This window comes from Streptomyces silvisoli (genome assembly GCF_029269905.1).
Taxonomy (GTDB): Bacteria; Actinomycetota; Actinomycetes; order Streptomycetales; family Streptomycetaceae; genus Streptantibioticus_A; species Streptantibioticus_A silvisoli_A.
In genome coordinates, this window is sequence record NZ_JARJBC010000006.1 from 233,355 (window position 1) to 250,833 (window position 17,479).

At 70.7% G+C, this 17,479-nt stretch carries 15 protein-coding genes; 3 read left to right on the forward strand and 12 right to left on the reverse strand.

Features of this window, described 5'->3' with window-relative positions:
* Window positions 1–36 precede the first annotated feature (36 nt).
* On the reverse strand, window positions 37–915 hold the full coding sequence (locus P3G67_RS12730) for an ABC transporter permease (protein ID WP_276093546.1): 879 nt from the start codon (window positions 913–915) through the stop codon (window positions 37–39).
* On the reverse strand, window positions 912–1,805 hold the full coding sequence (locus tag P3G67_RS12735) for an ABC transporter ATP-binding protein (protein ID WP_276093547.1): 894 nt from the start codon (window positions 1,803–1,805) through the stop codon (window positions 912–914). The genes P3G67_RS12730 and P3G67_RS12735 overlap by 4 nt, the downstream gene beginning before the upstream one ends.
* 244 nt (window positions 1,806–2,049) lie before the next feature.
* On the opposite strand from P3G67_RS12735, the gene P3G67_RS12740 reads away from it, so the two are divergent.
* Both P3G67_RS12740 and P3G67_RS12745 read left to right on the forward strand, forming a co-directional pair.
* Window positions 2,050–3,705: a sensor histidine kinase gene (locus P3G67_RS12740; protein WP_276093548.1), complete on the forward strand. Its 1,656-nt coding sequence runs from the start codon at window positions 2,050–2,052 to the stop codon at window positions 3,703–3,705.
* Window positions 3,702–4,403 (forward strand): response regulator transcription factor, encoded by a 702-nt coding sequence (locus P3G67_RS12745; RefSeq protein ID WP_276093549.1) that lies wholly within the window; start codon window positions 3,702–3,704, stop codon window positions 4,401–4,403. The genes P3G67_RS12740 and P3G67_RS12745 overlap by 4 nt, the downstream gene beginning before the upstream one ends.
* Window positions 4,404–4,409: 6 nt before the next feature.
* Here P3G67_RS12745 and P3G67_RS12750 read toward each other — a convergent pair whose 3' ends face one another.
* The 7 genes from P3G67_RS12750 to P3G67_RS12780 all read right to left on the reverse strand — a co-directional run bounded on the left by P3G67_RS12750 (window position 4,410) and on the right by P3G67_RS12780 (window position 12,554).
* On the reverse strand, window positions 4,410–6,011 hold the full coding sequence (locus P3G67_RS12750) for a solute symporter family protein (RefSeq protein ID WP_276093634.1): 1,602 nt from the start codon (window positions 6,009–6,011) through the stop codon (window positions 4,410–4,412).
* Between the two features lie 68 nt (window positions 6,012–6,079).
* The gene (locus P3G67_RS12755; protein WP_276093550.1) at window positions 6,080–6,535 is read right to left on the reverse strand and encodes a DUF485 domain-containing protein; all 456 of its coding nucleotides are present in this window, start codon (window positions 6,533–6,535) and stop codon (window positions 6,080–6,082) included.
* A 170-nt stretch (window positions 6,536–6,705) separates the two neighbouring features.
* A complete protein-coding gene (locus P3G67_RS12760; RefSeq protein ID WP_276093551.1) occupies window positions 6,706–7,401 on the reverse strand; it encodes a response regulator transcription factor in 696 nt (231 codons plus the stop codon).
* Window positions 7,401–8,576: a sensor histidine kinase gene (locus P3G67_RS12765; protein ID WP_276093552.1), complete on the reverse strand. Its 1,176-nt coding sequence runs from the start codon at window positions 8,574–8,576 to the stop codon at window positions 7,401–7,403. The genes P3G67_RS12760 and P3G67_RS12765 overlap by 1 nt, the downstream gene beginning before the upstream one ends.
* Window positions 8,577–8,602: 26 nt before the next feature.
* A complete protein-coding gene (locus tag P3G67_RS12770; RefSeq protein WP_276093553.1) occupies window positions 8,603–9,091 on the reverse strand; it encodes a CcdC protein domain-containing protein in 489 nt (162 codons plus the stop codon).
* Window positions 9,092–9,386: 295 nt separating this feature from the next.
* Window positions 9,387–10,367 carry a GNAT family N-acetyltransferase gene (locus tag P3G67_RS12775; protein ID WP_276093554.1) on the reverse strand — a complete coding sequence of 327 codons (981 nt, stop codon included), beginning with the start codon at window positions 10,365–10,367 and terminating at the stop codon, window positions 9,387–9,389.
* A 66-nt stretch (window positions 10,368–10,433) separates the two neighbouring features.
* Window positions 10,434–12,554, reverse strand: a complete 2,121-nt coding sequence (locus P3G67_RS12780; protein ID WP_276093555.1) for a DNA gyrase/topoisomerase IV subunit B — start codon at window positions 12,552–12,554, stop codon at window positions 10,434–10,436.
* A 428-nt stretch (window positions 12,555–12,982) separates the two neighbouring features.
* On the opposite strand from P3G67_RS12780, the gene P3G67_RS12785 reads away from it, so the two are divergent.
* Entirely contained in the window at window positions 12,983–13,207 is a 225-nt protein-coding gene (locus P3G67_RS12785) for a DUF7455 domain-containing protein (RefSeq protein WP_269856601.1), read from the forward strand.
* Window positions 13,208–13,465: 258 nt separating this feature from the next.
* On the opposite strand, the gene P3G67_RS12790 is transcribed toward P3G67_RS12785, so the two are convergent.
* From P3G67_RS12790 to P3G67_RS12800, 3 genes are all read right to left on the reverse strand, one after another.
* Window positions 13,466–14,317 carry a S1 family peptidase gene (locus P3G67_RS12790; RefSeq protein ID WP_276093556.1) on the reverse strand — a complete coding sequence of 284 codons (852 nt, stop codon included), beginning with the start codon at window positions 14,315–14,317 and terminating at the stop codon, window positions 13,466–13,468.
* 136 nt (window positions 14,318–14,453) lie between these two features.
* Window positions 14,454–16,019, reverse strand: a complete 1,566-nt coding sequence (locus P3G67_RS12795; RefSeq protein WP_276093557.1) for an RNA polymerase sigma factor — start codon at window positions 16,017–16,019, stop codon at window positions 14,454–14,456.
* A 403-nt stretch (window positions 16,020–16,422) separates the two neighbouring features.
* Window positions 16,423–17,364: a FadR/GntR family transcriptional regulator gene (locus P3G67_RS12800; RefSeq protein WP_269856604.1), complete on the reverse strand. Its 942-nt coding sequence runs from the start codon at window positions 17,362–17,364 to the stop codon at window positions 16,423–16,425.
* Window positions 17,365–17,479: the final 115 nt, after the last annotated feature.

Here is a 17,479-nt window from a genome sequence, read left to right on the forward strand (position 1 = left end):
GCGGGTCTCCTTACCGGAACGGGGAGGGAAGGGGGTTCACAGACCGGCGGTGTCGCCGGACAGTTGGGTGGGCCGCCAGCGCAGTACCCGCTTCTCGAAGCGGGTGATGAGGAACTCTGCGGCCAGTGCGAGGACGGCGATGATGATGATTCCCGCGTAGACGCCGTTGGCGTTGAAGTTGCCCTGCGCCTGCTGGATGAGCTGCCCCAGCCCCGCTTGGGCGCCGAGCACCTCGCCGACGATGGCGCCGATCAACGCGAAGCCGAACGCGGCGTGCAGCGAGGCGACGATCCAGGTCATCGCCGACGGCAGCACCACCTGCGAGGTCACCTGCCACTCCGAGGCGCCCAGGATGCGGGCGTTGGCGATCAGGTCGCGGTCCACCTCGCGGGTGCCCTGGAAGGCGTTGAAGAAGACGGAGAAGAACACCAGCACCACGGCGAGCGCGACCTTGCCGGACGGCCCGAGCCCGAACCAGATGATGAACATCGAGCCCAGCACCACGCGCGGGATGGAGTTCCCGGCCTTGATGAACGGTGCCATCACCTCGGCCAGCGCGTGGATCCGCCCCAGCGCGATGCCCAGGACAACGCCCGACAGCGTGCCGATGAGGAAGCCGAGGACGGTCTCCTCCATGGTCACGCCGATGTTGTGCCAGATGGACCCGGTGGAGGTGCCCTGGGTGAACCAGGTCCTCAGCTGGTCCACCACACCGGAGGGCGAACCGTAGGTGAAGGAGTCCAGTACGCCCTGCGCCGAGGCGAGTTGCCAGCCGCCGACCACCAGGACGACGAGGGCGAGCTGCGCGCTGAGGACCAGTAGCCCGCGGCGGCGCCTGCCCGACCTGGCGGCCCGCATCAGCTCGGCGGCGTCGGTGTCGTCAACCGTCGGGGGCACGGGGGCGGTGGTGGTCATCGCGGCTGTCCGATCGTGTCGTCGGTACGGGGCTGGTCCTCGGCGGGCTCGGGGCGCGGCGGCTCTCCGGCGGTGCGGGCGTAGGCCAGCCGCACCTCGTCGCGCAGGCTGGTCCAGATCCGCTCGTACAGCTCGACGAAGTGCGGATGGAAGCGGATGTCCCGCACCCTGCGCGGGCGCGGCAGGTCGATGGCGAAGGTGTCCTTGACCGTGCCGGGGCCGACGGTCAGCACCACCACCTTGTCGGCCAGCGCGATGGCCTCGTCCAGGTCGTGGGTGACGAAGACGACGGCGGGCCTGGTCAGTTCCCACAGGCTCAGCAGTTCGTCCTGGACGATCTGCCGGGTCTGCACGTCCAGCGCCGAGAACGGCTCGTCCATCAGCAGGATCTCCGGCTCGTTGATCAGCGTCTGGGCGAGCGCGACGCGTTTGCGCATGCCGCCGGAGAGCTGGTGCGGCAGCCGGTCCTCGAATCCGGACAGCCCGACGCGGCGCAGCCAGTCGCGTGCCTTGTCGACCGCCTCCCGTTTGCCGACGCCGCGGAAGCGCGGCCCGGCGGCGACGTTGTCGAGCACCGGCTTCCAGGGGAAGACCGCGTCGGTCTGGAACATGAAGCCCACCCGCCGGTCTATGCCGGTCACCGGCTCGCCGTGGATCAGCGTCTCGCCGCGGCTGGCCGGCTCCAGGCCGGAGACCAGGGACAAGGTGGTGGACTTGCCGCAGCCGGTGGGGCCTACGACGGCGCAGAACTCACCGGGCGCCACGGTCAGGTCCAGCTCCCGTAGGGCGGTGTAGATCCCGCCCGAGGGCGTGCGGAACCTCTTGGTCGCCGCGCGCAGTTCGATCGCCGGCACCGTGCCGGTCGATGTCTGGTTCGCTTGTGCGGTCACTGCTGTCGCACCACCTTGGGACGGTCGGGGTGCCGAGACGGTAGGGCGGAGCGGGCGACGGCCGCGAGACTTGCGCGCGTTGCGCGGCTTTACCGCGTTGTCCGAGGTTCTGCTCGTTGTGCTCACCGTCTCGGGGGTGGGCAGCGACGCCGCTGGCGGGCACAATCTGCGCATCACGGGGGCGGGCGCCGCGTCGGGGCGCGTGTCCGTGCCGAGTCCAACCCGGGGGGTGGGAAGGGCACCCATGTCCATGCTGAGCAGGTTGTCCGCGCGCATGCCGCGCAGGTGGGGGCGGCGCAACCGGAAGCTGTCCAGTCGGATCCTGCTGAGCCAGCTCGCGATCCTCGGGCTGACCAGCACGATCGGGTTCCTGCTGTTCGCCGTGGCGCAACGCGCCCAGCTGGACCGCGAGTACGAGCGCCGGGCGCTGGCCATCGCGTCCACCACCGCCGCAGAGCCGCAGATCCGGGACGCCATCGCGTACCGCACCGGGGGCGACATCGTGCAGAGCATCGCCGCGCGGATCCAGAGCGCCTCGCACGCCAGCTATGTGGTGGTGATCGACCGGGACGGCATCCGGCACTCGCATCCGATGCCCGCCCTGATCGGCGAACCGGTGGCGGAACGGCCGCTGGTGGCGCTCGACGGGCGCGACCACGTGGGCGTCGACCAGGGAATCACCGGCCGCTCCGCCAACGGCAAGGCACCGCTGCGCGGGCCCACCGGGGATGTGATCGGCGAGGTGTCGGTGGGCATGCCGGAGAGGGACGTGATCGGCCAGCTCTGGCGTGAGCTGCCGCTCTTCGGGCTGTTCGCCGCGCTGGCCCTGGCGGTGGGCGTGGCCGCCTCCTCTGTGCTGGCCCGCCGGCTGAAACGGTCGACTTTCGGCCTGGAGCTGGAGGAGATCGCCGGGCTGCTCCAGGACCGTGAGGCGATGCTGCACGGGATCCGCGAGGGCGTGATCGGCTTCGACCGGCACGGCCGGGTCACCGTGGTCAACGACGAGGCGCGGCGGCTGCTCGGCCTCGGCACGGCGCTCGGCTCCCGGCTGTCCGACGTACTGCCCGACGGGCGGTTGCGCCGCGCCCTGGACGGCACACTGACCGGCGCCGATCTGACCGTGGTGACCGACAGCCACTGCCTTGCGGTCAACCGGATGCCGGTCACGCTGCGCGGCCATGAGCTGGGCGCGGTGGTGACGGTCCGGGACCGTACCGAACTGGTCGGCCTGCTACGGGAGTTGGACTCGGTGCGCGGGCTGACCGACGCGCTGCGCGCACAGCAGCACGAGTTCTCCAACCGCATGCACACCCTGGCCGGTCTGCTGGAACTGGGCGAGCACGAGGCGGCGTTCGCCTACGCGGTGGAATCGGCGGGCGCCGAACCGGCGCTGGCCGAATCCATACGGTCCCGGATCGGCAACCCGCTGATGGTCGGACTGCTGACGGCGAAGACCACGGTGGCGGCGGAGCGGGGGGTACGCCTCGTCCTGAGTGAGGACTCCCGACTCGGCGAGCAGCCAGCGCACCTGGACCGGCTGCTGACCATCGTCGGCAACCTGCTGGACAACGCGGTGGACGCGGCGGCCTGCGGCGGCACGTCCCCGGCGCGGGTGCGGCTGTCCCTGGTGGAGGACGCGGCGAGGGTGACGGTACGGGTGGCCGACAGCGGGCCGGGCGTGCCGCCGCGGGCGCGGGAGCGGATCTTCGAGGACGGCTGGTCGACCCGACCGGACCGCGGCACCGCCCGCCGCGGCCTCGGCCTCGCCCTGGTACACCGGCTGGTGCTGCGGCACGGGGGTTCGATCGAGGTGAGCGAGGGGCCGGGCGCGGTGTTCACGGTGGTGCTGCCGGTGCCCCGCCCGGCGCCCGTGGCGGCGGCGAAGGGAGCGGGCTGGTGAGCGGGACCGCGATCAGGACGCTGGTGGTGGAGGACGACTTCCGGGTGGGCGGCATCCACACCGCGTATGTGCGGCGGGTGGCCGGCTTCGAGGTGGTCGGCCAGCCGGGTTCCGTCGACGCCGCGCTCGCCGCCGTCCGGGAGACTCGGCCCGAACTGCTGCTGCTGGACGTGTACCTGCCGGACGGCAGCGGATTGGACATCCTGCGGCGGCTCAGCCAGGAGACGGGCGGGCCGCGGCCGGACGCCATCATGACCACGGCGGCCCGGGACGTGGGCTCGGTCCGCGCGGCGATGCAGCTCGGCGCGATCGGCTATCTGGTCAAGCCGTTCGGCTCCGCCGCGCTCGCCGAACGGCTGACCGCGTACCGGGAGCTACGGCACCGGGTGGACGCGCTCGACCCGGCCGCGGAGGCCGACCAGGCCGATGTGGACGCGCTGTTCAGCGCCGCCCGGCCGAGCGCGCTGCCCTCCGTACCGGCCAAGGGGCATTCGGCGCCGACCCTCGCCGTGGTACGGGACGCGGTCCGCTCCGCGCGGACCGGCCTGTCGGCGGCCGAGGTCGCCGAGGCCACCGGGGTGTCCCGGGCGACCGCCCAGCGCTATCTGTCCTACCTGGTACGGGAGGGCATGGCGCGGCTGGAGTTGCGGTACGGGACGACAGGGCGACCGGAACACCGGTACCGGGTGGGCAGTTGAGCCCGGCTACGCCGCGCCCGCACCGGTGAGCGAACGCACCTCCACTTCGGCGTAGCGGCCCGGGTCGGCGGGCACCGGGGAGAGCACGGTGCCCAGCCAACCGGCCAGGAAGCCGAGGGGGATGGAGACGATGCCGGGGTTCTGCAGCGGGAACCAGGCGAAGTCGAGGCGGGGGAAGATCGCGCCGGGTCCGCCGGAGACCACCGGGGAGAAGACCACCAGCGCGACCGACGGCACCAGTCCGCCGTAGACGGACCACACCGCGCCCCGGGTGGTGAAACGGCGCCAGAACAGCGTGAACAGCAGGACGGGCAGATTGGCCGAGGCGGCGACGGCGAACGCCACCCCCACCACGACCGCCACGTTCAACGCCTGGGCGTACAGCGTCAGTCCGATGGCCACCGCCCCGATGGCCACTGCCGCCAGCCGGGCCACGCCAACCTCCCGGGCGTCCGGAGTGTTCGACGGCCCGCCGCGCCCCCGCCGCAGGCTGCCGTACAGGTCGTGGGCGACGCTGGCCGAGGAGGCGAGGGTGAGACCGGCGACGACCGCCAGGATCGTGGCGAAGGCCACCGAGCCGACCACGGCGAACAGCATCGTGCCGCCCGTCGAACCCGCTCCCCCGCCCAGACTCAGGGCTAGCAGCGGAACCGCCGTGTTCCCGGCCGCGTTGGACGCCCGTACCGCGCCGGAACCCACCAGGGCCGCCGCGCCGAACCCCAGCACCATCGTCATCAGATAGAAGGCGCCGATCAGCGCGACCGCCCACACCACCGAGCGGCGCGCGGCACGCGCGGTGGGCACCGTGTAGAAGCGGACCAGGATGTGCGGCAGTCCCGCCGTACCGAGCACCAGGGCGAGCCCGAGGCTGACGAAGTCCAGCCGGGCGAGCGGGGATCCGCCGTACTTCAGGCCGGGCCGCAGATAGGCCGCGCCGCGCCCGCTGCCGTGCGCGGCGGCGCGCAGCAGGGCGCTGACGTCGCCGTGGAAGTGGGCGAGCACCATGGCCGTCAGCACCGCCGAACCGCTCAGCAGCAACGCCCCCTTGACCACTTGGATCCATGTGGTGGCACGCATTCCGCCGAACACCACGTAGAACACCATCAGGGCGCCCACGCCGCCGACCGTCCAGGTCCTGGCGTGCGCCGCCTCACCGTCCAGCAGCAGCGAGACCAGACTGCCGGCGCCGACCAGTTGCGCCACCAGGTAGAGCACCGCCACCGTGATCGACGAGATCCCAGCGGCGATCCGTACCGGCCGCTCGCCCATCCGGGCGGACAGCACATCGGCGAGGGTGAACCGGCCGCAGTTGCGCACCAGTTCCGCCACCAGCATCAGCACGCCGAGCCATGCCACGAAGAACCCGACGAGGTAGAGCACCCCGTCATAGCCGTAGAGCGCGATCAGCCCGGAGACACCGAGGAACGAACCGGCGGACAAGTAGTCACCGCTGATGGCGAAACCGTTCTCCAGCGGGGAGAACAGCCGTCCGCCGGAGAAGAACTCCTCCGACGAGCGGCGCCCCCGCCCAGCCCAGACGGTGATCGCCAAGGTGATCGAGACGAAGGCGGTGAACAGCGAGAGCGCCAGCGCCTGATGCCCGGTCACCGAATGCCTGGCCGCCAACTGTGCCAATTCTGTCCGCAGTTGACCTACCGCCATACCGGGCCGCCCGGTCATCGCACCCGCTCCTGGGTGTCCCAGCGCAACTCCAGCGCCGCCCGGTCCCGGCGCAGCCGCGCATGCCGCGCGTAGGCCCAGGTCAGCAGGAACGTCATGGCGAACTGGCCGAGCCCGGCCAGCATCGCGACATTGACCGCCCCCGCCACCGGACGCCCCATCAGCCCAGGTGCCGTGATCGCCGCCGTCACATACAGCAGGTAACAGACCAGACACGCCCCCGCCGCCGGAAACGCGAACCGCCGATACCGGCGCCGCACCTCCTGGAACGCCTCCCCGGCCTGCACCTGCCGGTACACCGCCGTGCGGTCCGGCTCCTGCCGCGCCGCCGCACCGGGCTCCGGCCTCTGCGACGGCCCGCCGTGTTCCTCCCACGGGCCGACGGCCAGGGCTTCGGTCCAGGGGTCCTGCACCCCGAGCCGTACCGCCCCACCACCGTCGTGTACGTCCACAGTGAATCTCCTTGAGCCGCACGCCAATTGGCCGTTCGCCCAAGAATGGACAGATCCGGAAGATCCCTCGCCGATAAGACGAAACGTTCACTCCATCAGGTGATGAGGTCCGGGACCTCACCACCCCGAGCGGTTCCGACCGCTGTGCCCCCGGTGTCCACCGCCGCCGCTCAGTCCTGCGCGGGCCGCACGATCCCGTGCCGGAACGCGTACCGCACCGCCTGCGCCCGGTCCCGGGCCCCGATCTTCGAGAACAGGTTGTTGATATGGGTCTTGACCGTGGCCGGGCTGACGTAGAGCGTCGAGGCGATCTCCGTGTTGGACAGGCCCTCCGCCACCAGCGCCAGTACCTGCGCCTCGCGTCCGGTCAGCCCGTCCGGCAGCTCCTCCGGCGCCCCGCGCGCTGGGCCGACCGCCTGCGCGACCACCGGGCCGCCCTGGGCCAGCCGCTCCAGCAGGCGGCGCTGCACCTTCGGCGACAGTCCCGCCTGGCCCGACATCACATCCTCGATGGCCCGCAGGATCTCCTCGCCGCCCGCGTCCTTGGTCAGATAGCCGCGCGCCCCGGCCTCCAGCGCCGGAAAGAGCGAATCGTCATCGGCGAACGTCGTCAGCACCACCACCTGGGTGTCCGGATGGTCGCGCCGGATCCTGCGAGTGGCCTCCGCCCCGTCGCAGCGGGGCATCCGCAGATCCATCAGCACCACGTCCGGGGCCGTCTCCGCCACCAGCCGCACCGCCTCCTCCCCATCGGCCGCCGCTCCCACCACTTCCAGCCCGGGCAGCAGCCCGAGCAGCATCACGATGCCCTCCCGCACCACGGTCTGGTCATCGGCTACCACCACACGTGTCGCTCGCCCGGCCATCACGCCGGCACCCGCAGTCGCACCACGAACCCCTCCTCGGCCGGTCCGGCCTCCAGCGTGCCGCCGAGCAACTCGGCGCGTTCACGCATTCCCAGCAGACCGTAGCCTCCTCCCGAGCCACCGAGTTCGCCGTTATCCACAGGCTCGTTATCCACAGGCCGTCCGCCGAAGTCGCGGACTTCCAACTCCACTTCCCCCGGCAGATAGTCGAGCCGGATCGCCACCTTCGCCCCAGGCGCGTGCTTGCGCGCGTTGGTCATCGCCTCCTGGGCCACCCTCCGCACGGCGAGCCCAGCCTCCGCCGGCAGATCCCTGCGCTCGCCCTCGATCCGCAGCCGGGCGCCCTCGGAGTCCACCAGCTCACGCAGGAAGTCCTCCGCCGGTGTCATCTCACCGCGCAGCGCCGACAGCGCCTGCCGGGTCTCGGCCAGGCCCTGGCGCGCCATCCGGCGAGCCGACACCACCCGGTCCAGCACCTCGCCCCGATCGCCGCCCCGCTCGATGAGCAGCCGGGCCGCCTCCAGATGCACCATCTGCGCCGAAAGGCTGTGCGCCAGCACATCGTGGATCTCCCGGGCGATCCGGCCTCGTTCGCGCAGCGCCGCCGTCTCCGCCTCGGCGGCGCGAGCGGCCCGCTCCTGGGCCAGCAGCCGCTGGGTGTTGCCCCGGGCCTCCTTGTCCAACCGCACCACATAGCCCACCAGGCCGAGCCCCGCGGCGGTGAACGCCGTGGTCAGCCAGTTGTCCCGGCTCGCCAGCAGCGCGTACGCCCCCAGGGCGGCGCTGGTGAGCGGGATCGCCACGGCCAGTGGCAGCCGCTCCATCGCCAGGATCGCGCAGGCGCACCACAAGACGGTGGCGGCGTACCCCGCATGTTGGCTCTGCGCGGCGAACGCTCCGGCGAACAGCAATCCCAGCAGCCCCAGTGCGGGCCAGATCCGGTGCTCCACGGTGACCCGCATCAGGCCCCACACCACCAGGACGGCCGCCGCGACCGCGAGCGTCACCCACACCGGACGCCAGCCGTGGATCCGCCCGTTGGCGAACGCCCCCCACAGCACTCCGGCCAGGATCAGCAGCCGCATCGCCCAGCCGAGCACCCGGTGCGCCGTCGTCCTGCTCTCCCAGGACAGGGCCTCCGTGGAGGGCCAGGCTGTCCAGAAGCTGAGCGGCACGTGGGCTCCTTCCGCCGTGTACGCCGTCACGGTGCGGCGGCGGTGACGCGGTACGCGGGCTCCAGCTCACGGGCCCGCCACATCACCAGACCGGTCCGGACCAGCAACGTCGCCGCCAACGCCAGCATCGTCGCTCCGCTGCCCTGGTGCACGCCCAGCACCGCGCCCACAGCGGCCAGGCCTATTCGCAGCAGCACCCCGCCCGTCCAGGCTGCCGTGGTCGCCTTGGTGCCCCTGGCCCACACCGAGCCGTCGGCCTCCCGCCACAGCCGGGTGGTGTACGCCCACACCGCGCCCATGCCCAGCCCCACCAGTATCTCGGCGGCCAGCAGACCCACCGACAGCGCCACATGGCGATCGTCGACCACACCGCCGTTGCGCACCGAGAGGACGACCAGAACCACCGGAAGGATCCACCAGCGTGCGCTGTCAGCCACCTTCTGCGGCCTGAGCTGGCGTGCCAGCACCAGCACGACCACCGCGATGATCACCGCGACATCGGTAAGACCGGACATGGAAAACGCCTCCGAACTGCGAGGAACCGCGAGAAAACCAGACGCTTACGACGGTAGAGATCCGTCGTTTCCCGCGGATCGGATCCAGGGTTGAACCTGGGTGGAGATCGCCTCTCCACCCACGGGTGGAGAAACGCCCAGACCGGGGGCACGCGGTCGCGGAAGGCGGCGAGGCCCGGCCGTGGAGGACGAGGCGCGCCCCGCCGCGCAAGGCGGGGCACGCTGCCGGGGGACGCGGCGGCATCCGGAGCGGCCAGCGGAGCCTCACCGGGGAAGAAACGATCAACCGCGGCGGCTACCCACCGGCGAGGATACGCACATACCTCGTCTCGATGGCGCACTGCCGGTAGCCGAACCACGCGTTGACAGCCAGCATCGGCCCGTTGCCGGTGTCGTTGGCCGTGAACGCCTCGGCATAGCCCGCCGCCCGTGCCCGGTGCAGCGAGGTGGCCTTCGCCAACTTCGCCAGCCCCCGGCCGCGCCACGCCCGTCGTGTTCCGGTCATCCCCGACAGATACCGGCGGCGGCCGTCGGTGTGCGCCATGCTGAAGGCGGCGACGGTCCCGTCCGCCACCACGGCGGTCGTCAACTCCCGGTCCAGATCAGGCGAGTTCCAGTACTGGGCGAGCCACTGCGCGTACCCGATCCCGTCACACGACGCGTCGCTCGGTTCGTCCGCCGCCGCCTCCGCGTCCGCCTCGTACAGCGGTCGCGGATCGTCCGCGAAGTCCGCGCCGGTGCGCAGCTCGTACCCGTGGGGAACTTCGGGGACGGCGGGCAGCGTGCCGTCCGTCAGATCCAGGCGCTGGAAGCTGGCCGAGCGGCCCGGGCGGTAGCCGCGCCGGCGTGCGAAGTCCAGCGACGTCTCGTCGCCGACGACCCAGGCGAACACGGTGTCCGCCCCCTGGCCCGCGAGGTACTCCTCGGCGGCGCTGAGCAGGGCGCTGCCCACCCCCCGCCGACGCACCTCGGGAAGCACTTGGAGGTTCGCGAACGCCTGCCCCGGGAGGCTGTTCTCGTAGATCAACCCGGTGGCGGCGATTCCGACCACTCGGCGGCCCGTCCCCGCCGCGCCGTCAACCGCCCTTCCACGAGGGGAGGTTCGCTCGTGCCCGACCTCGGCGACGAGCATCCGGTACCGCTGGTCGGCGGGCGCCTCAGCGGCGCGCCAGGCCATGGTCTGCGGTGTCGAGACCAGGTAGGGCGCAACGATGTCACGCACCTCGGCGGCGGCCTCGGCGTCAGTGGGTCGGAAGGGGCGGATGGTCAGCTCCATGACGGCGCACGGTACGCCCCGGAGCATCCCATCCGCCTCCCGTTTTCCGCTGTCCGATGTCTGCGGTCACACGTCGATGCGCGAACGGTCCAGTGTGGCCGCGGAGTTGGTGATGAACTCCTTGCGCGGCGCCACCTCGTTGCCCATCAGCAGTTCGAAGACGCGCTCGGCGGCCTCCAGGTCGCCGATGTTGATCCGGCGCAGGGTGCGGTGGCGCGGGTCCATGGTGGTCTCCGCGAGCTGGTCGGCGTCCATCTCACCGAGCCCCTTGTAGCGCTGGATGCTGTCCTTGTAGCGGACGTTGCGACGCTGGAGGTCCAGCAGGGTCTGCCGCAGCTCGGTGTCCGAGTAGGTGTAGATGTACTTGTCCTGCCCCTTCTTGGGGTTGGTCAGCTCGATGCGGTGCAGCGGCGGCACCGCGGAGAAGACCCGGCCCTCCTCCACCATCGGGCGCATGTAGCGCTGGAAGAGGGTGAGCAGCAGGGTGCGGATGTGGGCGCCGTCGACATCGGCGTCCGCGAGGAAGATGACCTTCCCGTAGCGGGCCTGGTTGATGTCGAAGGTGCGTCCCGACCCGGCACCTATGACCTGGATGATCGCCCCGCACTCGGCGTTCTTCAGCATGTCCGAGACGGACGACTTCTGAACGTTGAGGATCTTGCCGCGGATCGGCAGCAGCGCCTGGAACTCCGAGTTCCGCGCCACCTTGGCGGTGCCGAGCGCCGAGTCGCCCTCGACGATGAACAGTTCGGTGCGGTCGACGTCGTCGCTGCGGCAGTCGGCGAGCTTCGCCGGGAGCGAGGAGGACTCCAGCGCGGTCTTGCGGCGCTGCGCCTCCTTGTGCTGGCGGGCCGCGATACGGGTGCGGGCAGCGGCGACGACCTTCTCCAGCACCGCGCGGGCCTGCTGCTTGTCGTCCCGCTTGGTGGAGGTCAAGAACGCCTTGAGCTCCTTGGCCACCACGTTCGCCACGATCCGGGAGGCGGCGGAGGTGCCCAGGACCTCCTTGGTCTGGCCCTCGAACTGCGGTTCGGCGAGCCGGACGGTGACCACCGCCGTCAGGCCCTCCATCGCGTCGTCCTTGACGACGTCGTCCTCGGCGACGCGCAGCAGCTTCGTGGCGCGCAGCACGTCGTTGACGGTCCGGGCGATGGAGCGCTCGAAGCCCGACACATGGGTGCCGCCCTTGGGGGTGGCGATGATGTTGACGAAGGAGCGCAGGGTGGTGTCGTAGCCCGCGCCCCAGCGCAGTGCGATGTCGACGCCGAGCTGGCGGGTGACCTCGGTGGGCGTCATGTGACCGCGCTCGTCGAGCACCGGCACGGTCTCCTTGAACGTGCCCTCGCCGCGCAGCCGCAGCACGTCGCAGATGGCCTTGTCGGGCGCCAGGTACTCGCAGAACTCGCTGATGCCTCCGTCGAAGTGGAAGACCTCCTCGGCCGGAGCGCCCTCGTCCAGGCCGCGCTCGTCCCGTACGACGATGGTCAGGCCCGGTACGAGGAACGCGGTCTGGCGGGCGCGCTGGTGGAGGTTCTCCAGGGAGAGCTTGGCGTCCTTGAGGAAGATCTGGCGGTCGGCCCAGTAGCGGACCCGGGTGCCGGTGCGGTTCTTGGTGATCTTCTTGGCCTTGCGCAGGCCGCTGCCCGGGTCGAACGGGGCGTCGGGCCCGGACTCGGTGAAGATGCCGGGCACGCCGCGGCGGAAGCTGATGGCGTGGGTGTGGCCGCTGCGGTCGACCTCGACGTCCAGCCGGGCGCTCAGCGCGTTGACCACGGAGGCGCCGACGCCGTGCAGACCGCCGGAGGCGGCGTAGGACCCGCCACCGAACTTGCCGCCCGCGTGCAGCTTGGTCATGACGACCTCGACACCGGACAGGCCGGTCTTGGGCTCCACGTCCACCGGGATGCCGCGACCGTTGTCCCGGACCTCGACGGATCCGTCGTCGTGCAGGACGACCTCGATACGGTCGCAGTAGCCGCCCAGCGCCTCGTCGACGGAGTTGTCGATGATCTCCCACAGGCAGTGCATCAGACCGCGGCTGTCGGTCGAGCCGATGTACATGCCAGGGCGCTTGCGGACGGCCTCCAGACCCTCGAGGACGAGCAGGTGCCGCGCGGTGTAGTTCGAGCCGTCGCGGTCCGCGCCGCTGAGCAGGGCGGTGGACGGCGCTGATGTGTCGGCGGTCACGCGGGCAGCTCCTCGCAGTTCTTGCAACCGTTTCCGGTGTGGGCAGTTGTGGTTGTTCGCCGACGAGAGTACCGATGCCCGGCGGGGCGACCTCGCCGCGACCCGGTTTCGCCGTTTATGCTAGCCCGACATCGATCGCACGTTCGATACCTCGTACGAGTGATACCCACATCACGTTCCCAACTAGGCATGAACCATTTAGGCTCCGGGCACGTCCTCAGCAACAACCGGCAACCCTGCCGGGAGGCGAAAATCCGACATATGCCCCAAATATCACAACTGACTCTTTAATCCCTATTCGCCGCCAACCGGTACCATCCGGCCGCCTCGGGCCCAACTTTCGAGGAAAAGCCACGAGCGGGAACGTTTTCGGCCTGGTTGGATGTTGACCCTGGTACGACAGCTCGTCGAGCTAGAGAAGAGGCGACGTGACTACTGTTCTGACCCCCGCGAACCCGCTGACCGCGGCGGACCGCTGCGACCGCTGCGGCGCCCAGGCCTACCTGCGCGTCGTTCTCATCAGCGGTGGCGAGCTCCTGTTCTGCGCGCATCACGGGCGCAAGTTCGAGCCGGAACTGAAGAAGATCGCTGCGGAAATACAGGACGAGACCGGACGACTCACCGCCGCCCCGGCGACGGTCGTCGAGGACTGACCTACACATCGCATACGACGAGCTCGGACCGGCATGACCGGTGCGTTGAGCGGCCACCCCCACCGAGGGGTGGCCGCTCAACGCTATTCACCATCACCATCCGTACGCGCTCGATCGCAAACCGTTCCACTAACCCCGCGGGGCGAAACGACGAGATTCACGCACACTTAGTGACGCGCCATTACGAGCGGCACATAAGTGCGCTCGATACCGCCACCCGGCGGACAACGACACACCAGGACGGCGCCCGCGCGCCCGCTACAGGAGATGCCGGATCACACCGGCATAGGCGGAAACCCTGGTGTACACCCCCGGGTGCGCCGCCTCACCACAGCCCGTCCCCCACGAGACCAGCCCGACCAGTCGGCCGTGGACCACCAAAGGCCCCCCACTGTCGCCCTGGCAGGCGTCCCGTCCCCCCTGCGGCTCTCCCGCGCACACCATGGACGCGGGCATGTACGTGCCCGCCAGGCTCCCCGGGTAGGCGCGCGCACACCCCTCGTTCGACACCAGCCGCACCCGTGCGGCGCGCAGCACCGGTGAGTAGCTGCCGTGCCCGTTGGTGTCGCCCCACCCGTAGACCGTGGCGCTGCCCTGGCGGTCGCCCCTCAGCTCGCGATCGCTTGCCAGGCGTATCGTGCGCCCGGGGAGCGAGCGGGCCAGTCGGACCACCGCGAGGTCGCCCGCGTTGGTCCGCGGGTTGTACGACGGATTGATCCACACATGGCGCACCGGGACCTCCCGCCCCTGCTGGCCGCGCATGTCCGAGCGGCCCGCCACGACCCGCAGGTCGCGGATGGCCCACCAGTCGGCTCCGAGCACATCACGACCGAAGCAGTGGGCGGCGGTCAGCACCACCCGGGGAGCTATCAGCGCCCCGCCGCAGAACTGGCCCGACCGGTCGACGCCGAAGCGCTCGCGGCTCGCCAGGGCCACCACCCAGGGGTGCGCCGATATGCCCGTTGGGCGGCCGCCTATGACCCGTTCATGGTGTCTGTGGGCCCCTGTGGCGAAGGCGGGGGTGGACGTGGCGAGCGGCACCGCAGCCGCGAAGAGCGCGAGTCCGCCGACCACCGCGGCGGCCGTCCGACGGCGGGGTCTGGTGCACATACGGTCTCCTGACCATCCGGAACGGTTGGGACACTCAGCGTCATCCACCTGGAGCCGTACCGCATCCGGAAAAGCCCGCGGGCCCGCAACCTCGCGAGGAGGTCACGGGCCCGCGAAAGACGGCGCCGCCAAGGGCTCAGTCCAGGTAGTCCCGGAGCACCTGGGAACGCGACGGGTGGCGCAGCTTGGACATGGTCTTGGACTCGATCTGGCGGATCCGCTCACGGGTCACGCCGTAGACCTTGCCGATCTCGTCCAGCGTCTTCGGCTGGCCGTCGGTGAGGCCGAAGCGCATGGAGACCACGCCCGCCTCGCGCTCGGAGAGGGTGTCCAGGACGGAGTGCAGCTGCTCCTGCAACAGGGTGAAGCTGACCGCGTCGGCCGGAACGACCGCCTCGGAGTCCTCGATGAGATCACCGAACTCGCTGTCGCCGTCCTCGCCCAGTGGAGTGTGCAGGGAGATCGGCTCGCGGCCGTACTTCTGGACCTCGATGACCTTCTCCGGGGTCATGTCCAGTTCCTTGGCCAGTTCCTCCGGGGTGGGCTCGCGGCCCAGGTCCTGGAGCATCTGGCGCTGCACACGGGCGAGCTTGTTGATGACCTCGACCATGTGCACCGGAATGCGGATGGTGCGGGCCTGGTCAGCCATGGCGCGGGTGATCGCCTGCCGGATCCACCAGGTGGCGTACGTGGAGAACTTGTAGCCCTTGGTGTAGTCGAACTTCTCCACCGCGCGGATCAGACCCAGGTTGCCCTCCTGGATCAGGTCCAGGAACAGCATGCCGCGGCCGGTGTAGCGCTTGGCCAGCGAGACCACCAGACGGAGGTTGGCCTCCAGCAGGTGGTTCTTGGCGCGGCGACCGTCCTCGGCGATGATCTCCAGCTCGCGCTGGAGCTTGGGCGCGAGCTTGTCGGCCGCGGAGAGCTTGTCCTCCGCGAACAGGCCCGCCTCGATGCGCTTGGCGAGCTCGACCTCCTGCTCGGCGTTGAGCAGGGGCACCTTGCCGATCTGCTTGAGGTAGTCCTTGACCGGGTCGGCGGTGGCGCCGGCCGCGGCGACCTGCTGCGCGGGCGCGTCGTCCTCGTCGTCGTCGGAGAGCACGAAGCCCTCGGACTCCGGCTGGTCGGGGCCGGCCTCACCGGGCTTGCCGGGCGCCTCGTCCAGCAGGTCCTCGGCCTCGACGAGGTCGTCCTCGGCGGTCTTCTTCGCCGTGGTCTTCTTGGCCGTCGCCTTCTTCGCCGGGGCCTTCTTCGCCGCGGTCTTCTTGGCGGCCGCCTTCTTCACGCCCGCCCCGCTGGCGTTCTCCTCGGCGTCGGCCTCCAAGGAGACCTCCGCGGTGGCCGACGGGGCGGTCACCGTCTTGGCGGCGGCGGTCTTCTTGACGGTGCTCGTCGTGGTGGCGACGGGCTTGGTGGCAGTACGCTTCGCCGGGCTCTTGGCTGCGACGCTCTTGCGGGTGCGCTTCGGCGCCTCTGCGGCACTGACCATCAGCGTCACACCCTCCTCGTCGAGGACCTGGTTGAGGCTGCGCAGAACGTTCTTCCACTGGGTTGCCGGAATCTGGTCCGCCTCGAAGGCCCGACGGACGTCGTCGCCTGCGATCTGGCCCTGTGCCTTACCCCGCTCAATGAGCGCCATCAGAGACTCGGATTCGGTGATCTCCGGCGGGAGCGTACGGGATGTGCTGGCCGACACGAACAACCTCTCGGAACGATGGGAACGACTTCCGACCGCGCCTGCACCCGGCAGGGGATCGGCCGCCGGCGGGGATGGTCCGGCGGTGGAGGCGGGACCGCACAGGAACACAGCATCTGCGATGTCGTCCGTATTCCTTCTGCGGCACCACCTCTTAGGTCATCGCGCCTCTCCTACGAGTGTTACGCGGGTCCTGCGTGGCCCGTGTCACACCGTAATTCAGCGTAAACCAGCTCTTAGCCCGGCACTTCCACCGAAGACGGCCGCCGCCGGGCCCGTTCGGGGGGTCGGCGGCGGCCGGGGACATCGGCGCACGGAAGGCGCGGGCGGAACACCCGGCGACGGGGCCGTCCTTGTCCGGCGGTCCAGCGCGGCGGGGGCGGGAGCGGCGAGTGGGCGGCCGCCGGGTTCAGTGCTCGCGCGGCGCCGGAACGACGCGGTCCACTTCGGGGTGCGGGGTGAGCAGCTGCCGCATGGCGCCCTCCGCGCCCTGAGCGTCCCCGTTCGCCAGGGCCTCGACGACGGCCAGGTGCAGCCCGACCGCCGCCTCGGTGGGGCGGTCGCAGCCGGTGACCGGGCCACCGGAGACCTGGAGCGCCGAGGAGACGATGCCGGACAGGTGCTCCAGCATCCGGTTGCCGGTGATCTGCAGGACGAGAGCGTGGAACTCGGCGTCGGCGCGGGAGAAGGTCAGCGAGTCCCCCTGGGCGACCGCGTGGCCCATGATCTCGGCCATGTCGGCGAGACGCTGCTGGACGTCCTCCCGGCCATGACCGGCCGCGAGCCGGGCCGCGAGCGGCTCGATGGTCCAGCGCAGTTCGGACAGCTCGCGCCGCTGGTCGTCGCGCTGCGGGCCGAAGGCCCGCCACTCGATGATGTCGGGGTCGAGCAGGTTCCAGTCGCTGACCGGACGGACCCTGGTGCCGACGTTGGGGCGGGCGCTGACGAGGCCCTTGGCCTCCAGGACGCGCAGTGATTCACGGACGACGGTGCGGGAGACCTCGAAGCGCTGACCGATCTCCTCGGGGACGAGCGGGCGGTCGGCGCCGAGATCGCCGGAGACGATCATCTGGCCGAGCTGCTGGACGAGTTGGCCGTGCAGGCCGCGCCCTCGGCTGCCTCCGGCGCGGCGCCCGACCCGCCCCATCTCGGTATCCACCCCGTCCCAGTTGGGGTTACCGGGGCGGTCGGTGCCGGGGGCTTCCCCGTACGGGTAGCGGTCGAGCTCCCCATGCCCGGCGAGGCCGGAGTCGACGGGGCGGGCCGCGGTCATCATGGTGTGCGCAAGGGTAGTCACGCATCCTTTGTCGGCGATGTCCCCGGCGGCCTTGAGGGCTTTGCTGAAAAGCACACGAAAGGGTGATCGCCCCTCACCGCATAATTGACGCTTTATCGTAAAGAAACGTGCTTTCTCAGGGGAGTTACGGACACATCAACGCGACTGCCAGACTCGTCCCGCACGTCAA

Coding starts and splice junctions, on each gene's coding strand:
- P3G67_RS12730 (WP_276093546.1), bottom strand. CDS start 915: ATGACCACCACCGCCCCCGTGCCCCCGACGGTTGACGACACCGACGCC.
- P3G67_RS12740 (WP_276093548.1), top strand. CDS start 2,050: ATGTCCATGCTGAGCAGGTTGTCCGCGCGCATGCCGCGCAGGTGGGGG.
- P3G67_RS12760 (WP_276093551.1), bottom strand. CDS start 7,401: ATGGCCGGGCGAGCGACACGTGTGGTGGTAGCCGATGACCAGACCGTG.
- P3G67_RS12770 (WP_276093553.1), bottom strand. CDS start 9,091: ATGTCCGGTCTTACCGATGTCGCGGTGATCATCGCGGTGGTCGTGCTG.
- P3G67_RS12775 (WP_276093554.1), bottom strand. CDS start 10,367: ATGGAGCTGACCATCCGCCCCTTCCGACCCACTGACGCCGAGGCCGCC.
- P3G67_RS12790 (WP_276093556.1), bottom strand. CDS start 14,317: ATGTGCACCAGACCCCGCCGTCGGACGGCCGCCGCGGTGGTCGGCGGA.